At 37.2% G+C, this 14,818-nt stretch carries 12 protein-coding genes; 7 read left to right on the forward strand and 5 right to left on the reverse strand.

Annotated features, from left to right (window positions below; genetic code table 11):
• Positions 1–47 precede the first annotated feature (47 nt).
• From JOE44_RS02750 to apaG, 4 genes are all read left to right on the forward strand, one after another.
• Positions 48–1,088 carry a polyketide cyclase gene (locus JOE44_RS02750; protein ID WP_209784241.1) on the forward strand — a complete coding sequence of 347 codons (1,041 nt, stop codon included), beginning with the start codon at positions 48–50 and terminating at the stop codon, positions 1,086–1,088.
• A gap of 125 nt (positions 1,089–1,213) precedes the next feature.
• Entirely contained in the window at positions 1,214–4,030 is a 2,817-nt protein-coding gene (locus JOE44_RS02755; protein WP_209784242.1) for a 2-oxoglutarate dehydrogenase E1 component, read from the forward strand.
• A 39-nt stretch (positions 4,031–4,069) separates the two neighbouring features.
• Entirely contained in the window at positions 4,070–5,323 is a 1,254-nt protein-coding gene (gene odhB / locus JOE44_RS02760) for a 2-oxoglutarate dehydrogenase complex dihydrolipoyllysine-residue succinyltransferase (protein WP_105682114.1), read from the forward strand.
• Between the two features lie 80 nt (positions 5,324–5,403).
• A complete protein-coding gene (gene apaG / locus JOE44_RS02765; protein ID WP_065398091.1) occupies positions 5,404–5,793 on the forward strand; it encodes a Co2+/Mg2+ efflux protein ApaG in 390 nt (129 codons plus the stop codon).
• A 48-nt stretch (positions 5,794–5,841) separates the two neighbouring features.
• Here apaG and JOE44_RS02770 read toward each other — a convergent pair whose 3' ends face one another.
• The 3 genes from JOE44_RS02770 to JOE44_RS02780 form a co-directional block, all read right to left on the reverse strand.
• Positions 5,842–6,396 carry a 3'-5' exonuclease gene (locus JOE44_RS02770; protein ID WP_209784243.1) on the reverse strand — a complete coding sequence of 185 codons (555 nt, stop codon included), beginning with the start codon at positions 6,394–6,396 and terminating at the stop codon, positions 5,842–5,844.
• Between the two features lie 258 nt (positions 6,397–6,654).
• A complete protein-coding gene (locus JOE44_RS02775) occupies positions 6,655–7,632 on the reverse strand; it encodes a glycosyltransferase family 2 protein (protein ID WP_209784244.1) in 978 nt (325 codons plus the stop codon).
• Positions 7,633–7,638: 6 nt separating this feature from the next.
• Positions 7,639–8,523, reverse strand: a complete 885-nt coding sequence (locus JOE44_RS02780; protein WP_209784245.1) for a lysophospholipid acyltransferase family protein — start codon at positions 8,521–8,523, stop codon at positions 7,639–7,641.
• Between the two features lie 81 nt (positions 8,524–8,604).
• Between JOE44_RS02780 and JOE44_RS02785 the strand changes: the two genes are divergently transcribed.
• Positions 8,605–9,171, forward strand: a complete 567-nt coding sequence (locus tag JOE44_RS02785) for a thioredoxin family protein (RefSeq protein ID WP_209784246.1) — start codon at positions 8,605–8,607, stop codon at positions 9,169–9,171.
• Positions 9,172–9,484: 313 nt separating this feature from the next.
• Here JOE44_RS02785 and JOE44_RS02790 read toward each other — a convergent pair whose 3' ends face one another.
• Complete coding sequence (locus JOE44_RS02790) at positions 9,485–10,846, reverse strand: aldehyde dehydrogenase (protein WP_209784247.1); 1,362 nt, start codon at positions 10,844–10,846, stop codon at positions 9,485–9,487.
• Between the two features lie 188 nt (positions 10,847–11,034).
• Here JOE44_RS02790 and JOE44_RS02795 point away from each other — a divergent pair, with 188 nt between their 5' ends.
• On the forward strand, positions 11,035–12,714 hold the full coding sequence (locus JOE44_RS02795; protein WP_209784248.1) for a hypothetical protein: 1,680 nt from the start codon (positions 11,035–11,037) through the stop codon (positions 12,712–12,714).
• Positions 12,715–12,730: 16 nt separating this feature from the next.
• Complete coding sequence (locus JOE44_RS02800) at positions 12,731–13,240, forward strand: hypothetical protein (RefSeq protein WP_209784249.1); 510 nt, start codon at positions 12,731–12,733, stop codon at positions 13,238–13,240.
• Between the two features lie 2 nt (positions 13,241–13,242).
• Here the strand turns inward: JOE44_RS02800 and JOE44_RS02805 are convergent, their stop codons facing one another.
• Positions 13,243–14,805: a hypothetical protein gene (locus JOE44_RS02805; RefSeq protein WP_209784250.1), complete on the reverse strand. Its 1,563-nt coding sequence runs from the start codon at positions 14,803–14,805 to the stop codon at positions 13,243–13,245.
• Positions 14,806–14,818: the final 13 nt, after the last annotated feature.

Genomic DNA, 14,818 nt, shown 5'->3' on the forward strand with positions numbered 1-14,818 from the left:
ACAATCTGTATATTGTTCACTCTTTTTATTTGTATTATTTTTGTGCGATGCGTATTTTTAAAATTTTAGCGGTAATTATTATTCTTTTGGGAGGAGCTTATGCTGCTTCCATGTATTATTTTGTGGATGAAAGTAAAAACTTTACCATAGAAAAAGAGATCGATTATCCGGTGGAGAAGGTTTTTGTTCAGTTTAATAACCTTCAGAATTTTACGAGATGGAATAACTTTTTTACCAGCTCATCTTCTATAGATATTGATTATTATACGCCTTATGAAGGGCAGGGAAGTGCCATCAGTTATGTAGATCCTAAAAATAATACCGATGGAGAAATGTTCATCAGGTATGAGAACCTCAATAAAACATTGAAATATCAGCTGTTTGAGGATGAAAATGAAAATCCAACATTAGTTGACGTTAAATTTAAGCCGGTTTCTGCAGAAAAAACAAAGATCATCTGGTACGTACACACCCCGAAACTTTCTGTCTGGAAAAGGGTGGAAAACTTCTGGACTGAAGACCGTTTTGCTGAGAATATCAATAAAAGTATGGCGAACCTTAAAAACTCTTTAGAAAATAAAGTAGAAAAAGATAACCAAATGGCGGCTATTAAGTACGACAGTCTCATGGTAGAAAATGAAGAAGACAAACTGTTGCTGGGAATCAATGTAAGTACTTCGAATAAAAAAGATGCGCTCTACAAAAATATTGTGATGAATTATAACAAAGTATATAATTTCGTAACGATGGACCTTGGAAAAAGAGATGATGAATTCGGATATCCTATTCTGATTACAGACGCAGATAATTACAAAGACAAAGAGGTTTCTTATTTCCTCGGAATTCCACTTTCTAAGAAAATTGGAGTGTCTGACAATAATTTCAATTTTAGGTCCGTAAATCCGTCTCAAAATTACGTAATGTACTACAAAGGGAACTATGAGGGACGAATTCGGGCAATCCAGCAACTGATTCAGAAAGCCAAAAAAGATGAGATGCGCTTCGGAGATATCCGTCAGACCTTTATTGAACGTCCGATGGAAGGACAGGAGGTGAATGTTAAACTCTCATTATCAGTGTATAAGTAATTTTTTCTTAATTTATTTTTTCTTAAGTTTTTTTAACGGTTTCAGACTGTTCTAACTCGGTTTTTTTTATTAAATTTGAAGATTAATTCTACAAATAAATTTTAATAAATAGATAAACTGTAATAATGGACAGATTTTCATTCCTAAACGCAGCTCATTCTCAGTTAATTGAGGATTTATACCAACAGTACTTAAAATTCCCGGACTCTCTAGAACCATCATGGAAAGCTTTCTTTCAAGGCTTCGATTTTGCTTTGGAGAACTACGGAGATGACGATAACATTCAGTTTATTCAGGCTCCGGCCAACGCTGCCCCGGCAGTACAACAACAGATTTCTCAGGCAGTATCAAACGGAGAAGTTCCTGAACATATCAAGAAAGAATTTAAAGTAGTAAACCTTATTGAGGCTTACAGAACAAGAGGGCACCTTTTTACAAAGACTAACCCAGTTAGAGAAAGAAGACACTATACACCTACTTTAGACATCGAAAACTTCGGTCTTTCTAAAGAAGATTTAAATACAAAATTCAACTGTGCTGTAGAAACAGGAATGAAAGAACCTGCTACTTTAGCAGATTTGATCAAACACCTTGAAAGCATCTACTGTGATTCTATCGGAGTAGAATATACGTACATCAACAATGTTGAAGAAAAAGATTTTATTAAAAGATGGCTTCAGGTAAATGAAAACCACCCAAGCCTTTCTGCAAACGAAAAAACAGAAATCTTATTAAAATTAAACCAGGCGGTTGCTTTTGAAAACTATCTTCACACAAAATTTGTAGGACAAAAAAGATTCTCATTGGAAGGTGGTGAAACATTAATCCCTGCTTTAGATCAGCTGATCTCAAGATCTTCTCAGTTAGGAGTAGATGAAGTGGTATTAGGAATGGCTCACAGAGGTAGACTAAACGTACTGACGAATATCTTCGGAAAATCTTACAAGCAGATCTTCTCAGAATTTGAAGGAAAAGAATTCGAAGAAGATGTATTCTCAGGAGATGTTAAATATCACTTAGGATCATCTAAAAAAATCAAAACGGCTTCAGGAGAAGAAGTTTGCATCAACCTTACGCCAAACCCATCTCACCTTGAAACAGTAGCTGCCCTTGTAGAAGGTATCTGCCGTGCAAAAGTAGATGACAAATACAAAGATTATTCTAAAGTATTGCCAATCATCATCCACGGTGATGGTGCTATTGCTGGACAAGGTATTGCTTATGAAGTGGCTCAGATGATGACATTGGAAGGATACAGAACTGGAGGTACTGTTCATATCGTTGTAAACAACCAGGTTTCATTTACTACGAACTACATGGATGCAAGATCTTCAACGTACTGTACAGACATTGCAAAAGTTACAGAATCTCCTGTAATGCACGTAAATGCTGACGATGCTGAAGCGGTTGTTCACGCCATCCACTTTGCTGCTGATTTCAGAGCAAAATTCGGAAAAGATGTGTATATCGATCTTTTAGGATATAGAAAATATGGTCACAACGAAGGTGATGAACCAAGATTCACTCAGCCTAACCTTTATAAAACCATTTCAAAACACCCGAATCCAAGAGAAATTTATAAAGATAAATTGCTTAAAGACAGCATTACTTCCAACGATGTAATTGCTAAAATGGAAACGGAATTCAAAGCGCTCTTAGATAAAGATTTTGATGCTTCTAAAGAGATTGAGAAAAACGTAATGGATGTGTTCATGGCTGAAGATTGGGTAAATTATCCAATTGGTAAGAGAGGAGCAGTTCAGTTACCGGTAGATACAAAATATGACTTAGCGAAACTGAAAGAATTGGCGCTTAAAATGTCAACACTTCCAGCTGATAAAAAGTTCATCAATAAAATTACAAGACTTTTCGATAACCGTATCAAAGCTATTGATGGAAACTCATTAGACTGGGCGCTAGGAGAGTGGTTAGCTTATGCAACACTTCTTGTAGAAGGTCACAATGTAAGAATCTCAGGGGAAGATGTAGAAAGAGGAACATTCTCTCACAGACATGCTGTGGTAAAAACTGAAGATACAGAAGAAGAATATATCCCATTAAGACACGTTTCTGAAAGCAGATTTGATGTATTCAACTCTCACCTTTCAGAATATGGTGTTCTAGGTTTCGATTACGGATATGCAATGGCTTCTCCAAATACATTGACAATCTGGGAAGCTCAGTTCGGAGATTTCGTGAACGGTGCTCAGATTATCGTTGACCAGTATTTAGCTGCGGCAGAAGAAAAATGGAAAATCCAGGACGGATTGGTAATGTTATTGCCTCACGGTTCAGAAGGGCAGGGTGCAGAGCACTCTTCAGCAAGATTGGAGAGATTCCTTACCCTTTGTGCTAACGAAAACATGGTGGTAGCGAATATTACTTCACCTGCCAACTACTTCCATTTATTGAGAAGACAGTTGAAATGGGCGTTCAGAAAACCATTGATTGTAATGAGTCCTAAATCTCTATTGAGACATCCTAAAGTTGTTTCTCCGCTTGAAGATTTTGCAAACGGTGCATTCCAGCCAGTATTGGACGATCCAACAGCAGATCCTAAAAAAGTAGAAAAAGTAGTTCTTTGTTCAGGTAAACTGTATTTCGAATTACTAGCGAAGAAAGAAGAGCTAAACTGTGAAAATATCGCATTAGTAAGATTTGAGCAGTTATATCCGCTACAGGCAGATGCTATTGAAGCCATCTTCAACAAATACGAAAACAGAAAACAATTAGTATGGGCTCAGGAAGAACCTGAAAACATGGGGGCTTGGTCTTATATCCTGAGAAACTTCAGAGATACAGGAATCCAGGTAGTTGCTCCGGTACCAAGTGGTGCTCCGGCTCCAGGTAGCCACAAAATGTTTGAAAAAAACCAAAATGCAGTGATCAACAGAGTTTTCGACAGAGATGATGCTCCTGCAAAAAGACCAGTTACAGCTTAATTTAAATAATATCCAATTAAAAAATAAAAAATACTCGATATGTCAGTTTTAGAAATGAAAGTTCCTTCCCCGGGCGAATCAATTACAGAAGTTGAAATTGCAACTTGGCTTGTAAAAGATGGTGATTATGTAGAAAAAGATCAACCTATCGCCGAAGTGGATTCAGATAAAGCAACTCTTGAATTGCCTGCAGAACAAAGTGGTATTATCACTTTAAAAGCAGAAGAAGGTGATGTAGTACAAGTAGGTCAGGTAGTTTGTTTAATTGATATGGATGCTGCAAGACCAGAAGGTGCTGCACCTGCTGCTGAAGCTCCAAAACAGGAAGAAGCTCCGAAAGCTGCTGAACCTGCTAAACAAGAAGCTCCGAAAGCTGCTGCTCCGGTAGCGGCACCACAAACTTATGCAACAGGAGCTCCATCTCCGGCTGCTAAGAAAATCCTTGACGAAAAAGGAATGGATGCTGCTCAGGTTTCAGGGACAGGAAGAGACGGAAGAATCACTAAAACTGATGCTGAATTAGCAGCGGTTCCTGCATTAGGAGGAAGCCCTATGACAGCTACAGGTGCAAGAACTACCACTACTACTAAACTTTCAGTTTTAAGAAGAAAAATCGCTCAAAGACTGGTTTCTGTAAAAAATGAAACGGCAATGTTGACGACTTTCAACGAAGTGGATATGTCTGAAATCTTCAGATTAAGAAAACAATATAAAGAAGAATTTGCTCAAAAACACGGTGTAGGACTTGGTTTCATGTCTTTCTTTACAAAAGCAGTGACAAGAGCATTACAAATGTATCCGGATGTAAACGCATCTATTGACGGAGACTTCAAAGTAAACTACGACTTCTGTGATATCTCAATTGCGGTTTCAGGTCCTAAAGGATTAATGGTTCCGGTATTGAGAAACGCTGAAAATATGTCTTTTGCAGGAGTTGAAGCCAACATCAAAGATCTTGCTGTAAAAGTAAGAGACGGTAAAATTACTGTTGATGAAATGACTGGTGGTACTTTCACAATTACCAATGGTGGTACTTTCGGATCTATGATGTCTACTCCAATCATCAACCCTCCACAATCTGCAATCTTAGGAATGCACAACATCATCCAGAGACCAGTAGCTGTTGATGGACAGGTAGTAATCAGACCAATGATGTATGTAGCAATGTCTTATGACCACAGAATTATCGATGGTAAAGAATCTGTAGGATTCCTTGTAGCGGTAAAAGAAGGTATCGACAATCCTGTTGAAATACTAATGGGAGGTGACGAAAGAAAAGGCCTTGGATTATAGTTTTTAATGAAATTATAACATAATATATAATCTCGCCTCAAAAAAGGCGAGATTTTTGTATTTATTAAGAAAATGCTACAATGATGTTTTCAAAAATGACTTCCAATATCAAAGTTTCAGTTATACCTGAATATGATAGTAAAAACAGTTATCCATCCGAAAACCGTTACGTTTTTAAATACAATATTACGATAGAAAATGACGGAAGCTTTCCTATCAAAGTATTAAAAAGAAAATGGCTGATCTTCGATGTCGGATTCGGATACACAGAAATTATAGGCGATGGGGTAATCGGATTGACCCCTGAGATAGGAACAGGCGAAAATTTCGCTTACTTCTCTAATGTAATGCTTCGTTCCGGAGTAGGAAATATGAGCGGAAAATACCTGGTTAAAAACCTGGAAACACAGGAGACTTTTGAGATTGATATTCCAAAATTCAATCTACTGTCTGAAGTGTTGAGTAATTAATGATTGATATAGATTGCAGACCAAGAACCCGGGTTCAATAGTCTGCTATTAAAGCTTTTTGATTTTTGCTTTCATATAATCGTTAACTTCATCATTACTGGTGAGGAAGAGTTTCTCAAATGCCAATAAAGAAATCTTGGCACATACTTCAGCATCAGCACCTGCTCTGTGGTGGGTAAAATCAATCTTATGATATTCAGCTAATGGTTTCAGTCCGTATTTCGGAAGATAATTCCATGATTTCTTAGCAAGCTGAATACTGCACAAATAATTTAATTTTGGGGTGAACATCCCGTAATGTTCCAGACATCCTCTTAAAACAGATGCATCGAAACCCGCATTATGAGCAATCATAAGGCTACCGTACATCATTTCCTGAGCTTCATACCATATTTCATCAAAAGTAGGAGCATCTTTCACATCTTCAGGATGAATACCATGCACTGCAATATTGAATTTACTGAAATAAGGAAAACTCGGAGGTTTTATCAGCCAGGTTTTTGTTTCAACAATTTTAGAATCCTGTACCACACAAATTCCCATCTCACAAGCTGAACTTTTCTCGTGAGTGGCCGTTTCAAAATCTATTGCACAGAAATCCATTGTTTTAAATTATAAGTTGTTAGTTGTTGCTGGTTGCTTGTTTGTTATTGTTGCTGGTTACTGGTTCTCTTGTTTAGAATTTGATTTTCAAGGTTTTTGGTTTAAAGTTTAAGGTTAATTGAAGTAATGGAATTTTACTCTAATGAGTCTTAGTTCAAAATAAGTATAGAAAGTAGTAATTTTCCCTAATCCCTAATCCCTAATCCCTAATCCCTAATCCCTAATCCCTGCAACCTATTACCCATCATCTGCCACCTATCACCTTCCGCCCAAAAAGTGTTTAAAAATCAACCATTTTGATTGGTAGAAGTCATTCTTCTGGTGTTTCTGACGAAGTTTCCATGTTCCCGGAAGCTGAGCATAAAACCCAAAATGAGCTCTTACAACAGCCCAAAGATGTGGGAAACCATGCTTTAATCCAAAATAAATTCCGGCAACACTATCCAGACATAACCTGAAAAAGATGAGCCAGATCAATTGAGGAAAAGGAAGGTTTTTAAGCATCATAGAAAGATTATTTCTGATGTTTAAATAAGTCTTCTGAGCACTCTGTTTGTTGAGCGTTCCACCCCCTACATGATAAACACTTGATTTTCCGGTATAATAAATCTTCTTGCCAGCGTTGATAAGCCTCCAGCACAGATCAATTTCTTCCTGATGGGCAAAAAATCTTGCATCAAAGCCATTCTGGTCCCAAAAATCTTTTGAACGGATAAAAAAACAGCAGCCTGAGGCCCAGAAAATCTCTGTTTGGTCATTATACTGACCTTTATCTTCTTCCAGATCATCAAAAACTCTTCCTCTGCAATACGGATATCCAAGGTTGTCTATCAATCCTCCGGCAGCACCCGCAAATTCGAAATAGTTTCTGTTATGATAAGATAAAACTTTAGGCTGTATGGCTGAAATGGAAGAGTTGTTTTCCAATAATTCCAATACAGGTGCCGTCCAGTTCTCAGTAACTTCTACATCAGAGTTGAGAAGACAGTAATATTCATTCTTGATGGATTTTAATCCTTCATTATAACCGCCTGCAAACCCATAGTTTTCATCATTTTTAATAATGTTTACCGTTGGGAAATTCTTTTCTAGAAACTCAATGGAATCATCTGTAGAAAGATTGTCTATCACATAGATATCGGTATTCTGGGAAAATTGAACCACACCCGGAAGAAATTTCTCAAGCCAGTTTCTGCCGTTCCAGTTTAAGATGGCAACTGCCAGTTTTTTCTGCATGTCAATCTATTTTTTTTCAGAATCAAAATTTTTGATAGAGTTCTGATATTTCCATTTTCTGTGTGACCAAAGGTAGTTGTCAGGATTTTTGTGTAGCGTATTTTCCAATAATTTATGAAATTTTCTCACGACCTCATTTTCTGTGAATTTTTCATTATCCGGATATATTCTATGATAATTAACCTGATAATAACCGCGTTTCACCTTTTTCATCTCACAATAGATAAAGACAAGATCCATTCTTGTTGCCAGTTTATCATATCCTATAAAAGCAGGAGTGCGCTGATTCAAAAATTCTAATCCGTAGGTAACATGGGCGTGATGAGGAGTTTGGTCTGCTACAAACATATAAGCAGAATCTCCGTTATTTTTAGATCTGAAAATATTCAGAATAACTTCATTGGCTTCCAATGCTTCATTTCCGAATTTGTTTCGGACCTGCTTCATCTGATTTTCCCAAAAATCGTTATTTACCTTTCTGTATACGGGATGGCAGTGAGCCTGGGGAACAATCTTTGCCAATGCATTGATCCACTCCCAATTAAACACATGCCCTGCCAGCAAGATAATATTTTTACCTTCCTTTTTGGCTTCATGAAAAAGATCCTGGTTGATATGCTGCATTCTCACCCGGGCCTCTGTCTCCGAAATGCTGAAAGATTTTATAGTCTCTACCAGATAATCTGAAAAATTAAGGTAGAACTTTTTTCTTATCTCTTTAATCTCATCTTCAGATTTCTCGGGAAATGAGTTTCTCAGGTTCTGAGTAATGACCTCTTTTCTATATCCTACGAGATAATAGTTTAGGAAAAAGATGACGTCCGAAAAAATATACAATATTTTCAGCGGAAGCTTGGAGATCAGATATAATATTTTGATTAGAAAATTCATAAAACACGCAAATTTAGTGATAATAAAATTATGGTTCTATTTTTGCAGAAGGATATGTGTTATTTTTTTTACTTTTATATTATGAAAAGATTGATAATATTCGCTTTCCTGGGATTAAGTACTTTCGCTTTTTCGCAAGATGTAAAGAATTCCCCTGATAAAGGAAAACAAAAAACAGCGCTTATAGTTCCTGCAGAGCAGGCTAAATTAGAGGCTCAGAAAAAGGCAGCTGAAGAAAAAGCGAAGCTTCCTAAACCTTATGACCCAAAAGCTGATGCTCAGGCTGATATTAATAGACTGGTTGCCCAGGCTAAGAAGGAAGGCAAAAATATAATGATTCAGGCAGGTGGTAACTGGTGTATCTGGTGTCTTCGTTTTAATAATTTTGTACAGACGACCCCTGAACTGAAGGAAATTGTTGACAAAAATTATTTGTATTATCACCTGAATTATTCTCCGGACAATAAGAATGAGAAAGTTTTTGCTCAATATATTAATATTAAGGAGCAGCAATTTTATCCTTTCTTCATCATTTTAGATAAAGATGGTAAAAAGATCCATGTTCAGCAGAGTGAAGTCTTAGAATCAGGAAAAGGCTATAGCAAAGAAAAAGTAAAAGAATTTTTGGAAAAAGGAAAGGTTCTTTAAAAATAAAACCCGTTCATTAAGAACGGGTTTTTGTTTTTTAATATTTTAAGAACCAGCACAGAACTCCATGCGTATTGCGCCTTTTCCATTAGCGTCATAGCAAGCTGCGGCGCCTGAATACTCAATACACGAAGTACAAGAACTGATATATACCATACTTCCATCCGAGCAAGATGTAGCGCATGATACTCCTCCTTTTAACTTACTTAATTTTTCTCTTGATAATTTTTTCAAATTTTTCATGGATATTGATTTTAGTTTTAGGGCATAAATATATTGTTTTTTTCAATTAAAATCCCTTATCAGGGAGAAATTATAATAATTTTTTTATCCAGCTTAATTTTTTTTCCGAATAAGGCGGATATTTGATATCAGGTTCACCCCATGTTGCTTTTTCAAGAACTGCTTTCTGGTGTGAAAAAGCTTCGAAACCATATTTTCCGTGATAATTTCCTATTCCTGAGTTGCCAACACCTCCAAACGGAAGATGATCATTGCTTAAATGCATTACCGTATCATTGATACAGCCTCCTCCGAAAGAAAGTTTCCGTGTAAAGTTTTCTTTCTCTTCGGAGTCATTGGTGAAAAGATAAGCTGCTAAAGGTTTTTCAAGTTCTATAATGGCGTTTAGAGCTGCATTATAATTTTGAAAGCTAATAACCGGCAGAAGAGGACCGAAAATTTCTTCCTGCATAATTTCATCATTCCAGTCGATAGAGTTGAGAATGGTAGGCTCAATGTATAGCTTTTCTTCATCGAAATGTCCACCGGAATAAATTTTTTCTTGATTTATAAGACGTATAAGGCGCTGGAAATTTCTTTGATTAATAATTCTTGTATACTGCTCAGAATCCATCTCATATTTGAATTGTTTGATGTATTTCCTAAGCATTTCCAGGAATTGTTCCTGAATGGTTTCTTCTACCAACAGATAATCGGGAGCTACACAGGTTTGTCCGGCATTGAGGAATTTCCCCCAGACAATTCTTTTGGCTGCCATTTCAAGATTCGCATGTTGGGTGACAATTGCCGGAGATTTTCCTCCCAGCTCAAGGGTTACTGGGGTAAGATGTTCTGCTGCTGCTTTGTAAACGATCTTTCCCACTTTTGTGCTTCCTGTAAAAAATATTTTGTCAAATTTTAACCTTAAAAGAGCGGTCGTTTCATCAATACCGCCTTCATACCCATAAAGATATTCAGGGGGAAAATTTTCATTGATGATAGAAATCATAGCTTTCATGGTATTTGAAGCTATTTCGCTAGGCTTTAGAATACAGCAGTTTCCGGCCGCCATTGCCGCAATAATAGGGGAAAGGGATAACTGATAAGGATAATTCCATGCCCCGATTACCAGTATACATCCCAGTGGATCAGCATAAATTTTACTGTTTCCCAGCTGATTAACAAGATTAGTACTTACTTTTTTAGGTTTTGAAAGCGTTTTTAAATTTTTGATATAATAATTAATATCATTCAGAATAAAGGATAATTCTGTGGTGAAAGTATCAAATTTTGATTTCCCGAAATCTTTGTTAATTGCTTCATAGAGCATATCCTCATTAGAAATAATGAGACTTTTAAGCTTTTCGAGATACATTTTCCGGAAAGCAAGACTTTTGCTTTGCTGTGTTTTAAAAAAATCTCTTTGGCTCTGTAAAATTTTTTCAATTTCCATTGGGTGGTTTTTTATTAATCTGTCCTATTTCCAGCATCGCATGACTGAGAAATTTATACATAATAATGATGGATTAATTTAATTAAAAACAAAATAATATCCTATAATTATTAACAAAATAATAAATATTGAAGAAATCATTGTTTGGTGATAAAAATATTGTAGTTTTATTGTATAAAAATGTAAGGATGACAAAATTACTCTATTTATTACCTTTATTTTTTCATTATTTCAGTTACGCACAATGTACAAGCTGCGGTGTTCAAAATCCTACAGACCCTGATTTTCATTTTCCCGATAATACAACGGTTTGTTTCACTGCTGATATGACGTTTAATAATCCAACTTTTGGAACCAACTCCAAGATTTGTATTGCTTCGGGAGTTACACTGCAGTTTCAGAATAGTATAAGCGGAGCCACCAATGCACCTGCAAGCTTTGAAGTGCATGGAACACTCAGTTTTAACCAGACCATAACGAGTGTTGCCAACCTGAATGTTCACGTTTATAATACAGGAAATATAACAGTAGGAGGAGGAAATGGAAATCTTACCATTGGCGGGCAGGTGAACGAAATTGTCAATGAGGGCCTTATCGAAATGGGAGTGTTGCAATTAGGGGATAATTCCACGAATAGGATTGATAATTTTGGAAATCTCAATATCAATGGAAACCTGAACATGAGCAGTTCTGCTACCACTTTATTCAGGAACGAAGGTGGCGGGTTGATATTCATCGGTGGTAACTATGGGAATAATGAGCAGAGTGTGTATGTGAATTGTGGTACCATTATATCTCAGAATGGATTTAATATTAATGGCGGTAAAATCATCAATACCGGCATTTTTACCGTAGGAGGTGATATTAATTTATCAGGAAGCAGCAGTGAAATTTATAATTTTGGTCTTTTTACCTCTAACGGGAATATGAATAATGCTCCTGCTGATGCGGTGATTTATAATGAGGGCCAATTGGCCTTAAACCAGTTTCAGGGAGGAAATGCTGCCATCAAAGGGCCATCTTCATCCACAAAAAAAGGCTATATAGTCCTGCAAAACCCAATTCAGGTAGGAAATGCAGCTGTAGGGCCAAATCTTGATTTTAAGAGAACCACTGGTGCATCTGATCCAGGTACGGTTTTCATGAACAGTAACCCAAATTTCCTGACAAATGTTACGTATGATTGTGCTTCTACCAACAGCTGCAGCGCTCCTTTGATCATTAATCCCGGATTTTGTCCTGCAATCAATGGAGATTTACCCCCAATGGCGGTAGACGATACCTATACTATTGCTGCAGGAGGATCTTCAGCAGGAATTGTACTTGATAATGATTTTGAAACCTATGGAGGAGCACAGGCAACTCTTTCCAATATTATTTTATCTCAGGTATCAACTTCAAATCCCAATATTTCACTCAATACTACGGATGGGCATATCATCGCAGCTCCGGGCACAGCTCCCGGAACGTACAATTTGGTGTATCAGATCTGCCAGACAGCATCTCCATCAAATTGCGATACTGCAACGGTTACCGTTACAGTCCCAGGAATTGTACCTTGCTATAAGCCTGCTGTAACCGCAGGAACTATTCTTTCTTCAGATTTTGGAATTACTTCATTGAGCAGGGCAGACAGTGGAGCAAGCAACTGGCCGGGCGCAAGGAAAGGAGCGTGGGTCGTATTAGAATCAAAGAATAAAGGCTTTGTCCTGAACAGGCTTACAGATGCTCAGGTAGCAGCCATTCCACAGGCAGATCTTAAAGAAGGCATGATGGTTTATAATATGACACAACATTGTCTGCAGGCTAATATTGACGGAACAGCTGCGGGCTGGAAATGCTTTACTACTCAAACCTGTCCGGATTAACAGAAAACTGAATAAAATGAAAAGAATTACTTTAATTATAGGTATTATTGCTTACGGGTGTTGTAATGCTCAGGTTGCTTTAGGGAAAATTACTTTAGAGTCAGCTTCATCATCTATTGAATTTGGAAATGAGAACCGCGGGCTTGTTCTTCCCTGGGTAACCAATACATCAGGTATTCAGAATGTTGTGAACGGCACTATGGTTTTTGATACTTCGGATATGAAGGTGAAAGTTTATCAGAATAACCTTTGGAAGGATCTTTCAGTAGATACAACAGGCACGGCCGATACTAGTCTGCAGGATAGTTTAACAGATCATCCGGATGCAAAAGTTTCAGTAGGAACACCATCATCAGTCTCAGGAATTTTGGTTTTGGAAGATGATAATAAAGCTATGATTTTACCGAAGGTAGCCTCTCCCCACCTCAATATTATTTCTCCTGCAGCTGGTATGATGGTGTATGACACGCAAAAAAAGCAACTGGCTGTTTTCAACGGAACAGTATGGTCTTTCTGGGGCAACTGATCTTACATGATATTCCTTACCGCTATTTTTACAGGGTGATAAAGTAATAAACAGATGGCAGTAATTAACGCCAACCAGAAAAGACCTGTAAAAATTTCCATATTGGAAAGAAGGATGGATTGTGCCATAATTTTAGCCTTAAAAGCTCCTGCTGTAACAGAGAGAGAATCATTGACAGAAAGTCTGGACATCGTACTGCCGAAAAGCTGGTTCCACTGACTGTAAAAAACAGGATTGGTGTCTGTAAGATTCGCACTGAGTGTATCGGAATGTTTTAAGGTTAAAAAAAGCATCAGGTTCTGCATCAAAGCATATCCGATAGCGGTTGTCCAGAAACGGGTTGTCGTTCCTAAAGCTGTTGCATTGGAAACATATTCTTCCGGAGTTCCTGAAATTAAAAAGAATACAAGGGGAGTAAATAATAATCCCTGAGCAACGCCCTGCAGGAATAAAGGCGGACAGATTGTGGAAAGGGTAGTGTCTGGATAAAAAGTATAGGTAAACCACGCACAATCAATAGCAAGCAGCAGAAATCCTGTAAAGAAAACAATCCTTGAAGAGACTCCGCGAACAAGGCAGATTCCTGATAATAATATTCCCAAAAGAGTTCCTGCCACATTCCAGTACTGGATATTCACAATATAATCCCATGGCCATTTCCATACTGTAGCCATGATGCTGTATACATTATTCAATCCCGAACGGATCAGATAAAAAATGAAAAACAGAATCATTCCTGCAATCACATTTCTGGAACTGAAAACTTCAAAATGAAATAATGGTCTTTTTGAATTTCTTTGTTTAAGCATAAATAAACCTCCTGAAAGAAGGAATATAAACAGACACATGATAATGGTATCAGATTCAAACCACATCAGTCTTTTACCATAGATGATGGCATAGCCGCCGGCCTGCAGACATACCCAGAGTAAAAACCAGCTGGTGATATCTAATTGATACAAAGGTTTTTTAGGAAAGAATCTGTTTTTGTTGAATAACGCAATACCAATGATCAGTACAAATACATGAAAATACACCATCATCAGGATCATATGCTGAAAATTGTAATCTTCAATACTGGATTTTAAAAGGGATGTGGTTATTGTTCCTCCGGTCAGCATGATGGTATACATAAAGAGATAAGCCAAAACCTTGGCGTGTCTTGTTTTTAATTCCGCAATAATCAGGGGAAGAAAAATAGCGCCTTCCAGTAATCCGAAAATGCCTTCCAAAAAACGGATGACCAATATCACATGATAATCATGGGTGACGGATAAAACATAAAGAATAATTACAGAAATAGAGGCCATCAGCAATACATAATATTTCACACTGAAGTAAGCCATAAACCGCTGTAAAACTAAAAGGGTAACCACAAATGTCCCATACATCAAAATCATTAAATACTGGATGTCGTCTGAATCAACATCCATAAAAGAAGAGGTGAAGGCGCTGTTCGAATGTAAAAGCGACAACAACATCAGGTGGGGAAACAATGCCAATATCAGAAGAGGCAGCTTCAGCCATTGTGGTACCCATTTATGATAAACTGTATTGTGCTGCATAATTTTTTGAGAA

It is taken from the genome of Chryseobacterium sp. PvR013 (assembly GCF_017833095.1).
Classification (GTDB): domain Bacteria; phylum Bacteroidota; class Bacteroidia; order Flavobacteriales; family Weeksellaceae; genus Chryseobacterium; species Chryseobacterium culicis_A.

Bases quoted from the DNA above. Each gene is read 5' to 3' on its own strand.
- JOE44_RS02750 (WP_209784241.1), top strand. From the start codon at position 48: ATGCGTATTTTTAAAATTTTAGCGGTAATTATTATTCTTTTGGGAGGA.
- JOE44_RS02755 (WP_209784242.1), top strand. From the start codon at position 1,214: ATGGACAGATTTTCATTCCTAAACGCAGCTCATTCTCAGTTAATTGAG.
- odhB (WP_105682114.1), top strand. From the start codon at position 4,070: ATGTCAGTTTTAGAAATGAAAGTTCCTTCCCCGGGCGAATCAATTACA.
- apaG (WP_065398091.1), top strand. From the start codon at position 5,404: ATGATGTTTTCAAAAATGACTTCCAATATCAAAGTTTCAGTTATACCT.
- JOE44_RS02770 (WP_209784243.1), bottom strand. From the start codon at position 6,396: ATGGATTTCTGTGCAATAGATTTTGAAACGGCCACTCACGAGAAAAGT.
- JOE44_RS02775 (WP_209784244.1), bottom strand. From the start codon at position 7,632: ATGCAGAAAAAACTGGCAGTTGCCATCTTAAACTGGAACGGCAGAAAC.
- JOE44_RS02780 (WP_209784245.1), bottom strand. From the start codon at position 8,523: ATGAATTTTCTAATCAAAATATTATATCTGATCTCCAAGCTTCCGCTG.
- JOE44_RS02785 (WP_209784246.1), top strand. From the start codon at position 8,605: ATGAAAAGATTGATAATATTCGCTTTCCTGGGATTAAGTACTTTCGCT.
- JOE44_RS02790 (WP_209784247.1), bottom strand. From the start codon at position 10,846: ATGGAAATTGAAAAAATTTTACAGAGCCAAAGAGATTTTTTTAAAACA.
- JOE44_RS02795 (WP_209784248.1), top strand. From the start codon at position 11,035: ATGACAAAATTACTCTATTTATTACCTTTATTTTTTCATTATTTCAGT.
- JOE44_RS02800 (WP_209784249.1), top strand. From the start codon at position 12,731: ATGAAAAGAATTACTTTAATTATAGGTATTATTGCTTACGGGTGTTGT.
- JOE44_RS02805 (WP_209784250.1), bottom strand. From the start codon at position 14,805: ATGCAGCACAATACAGTTTATCATAAATGGGTACCACAATGGCTGAAG.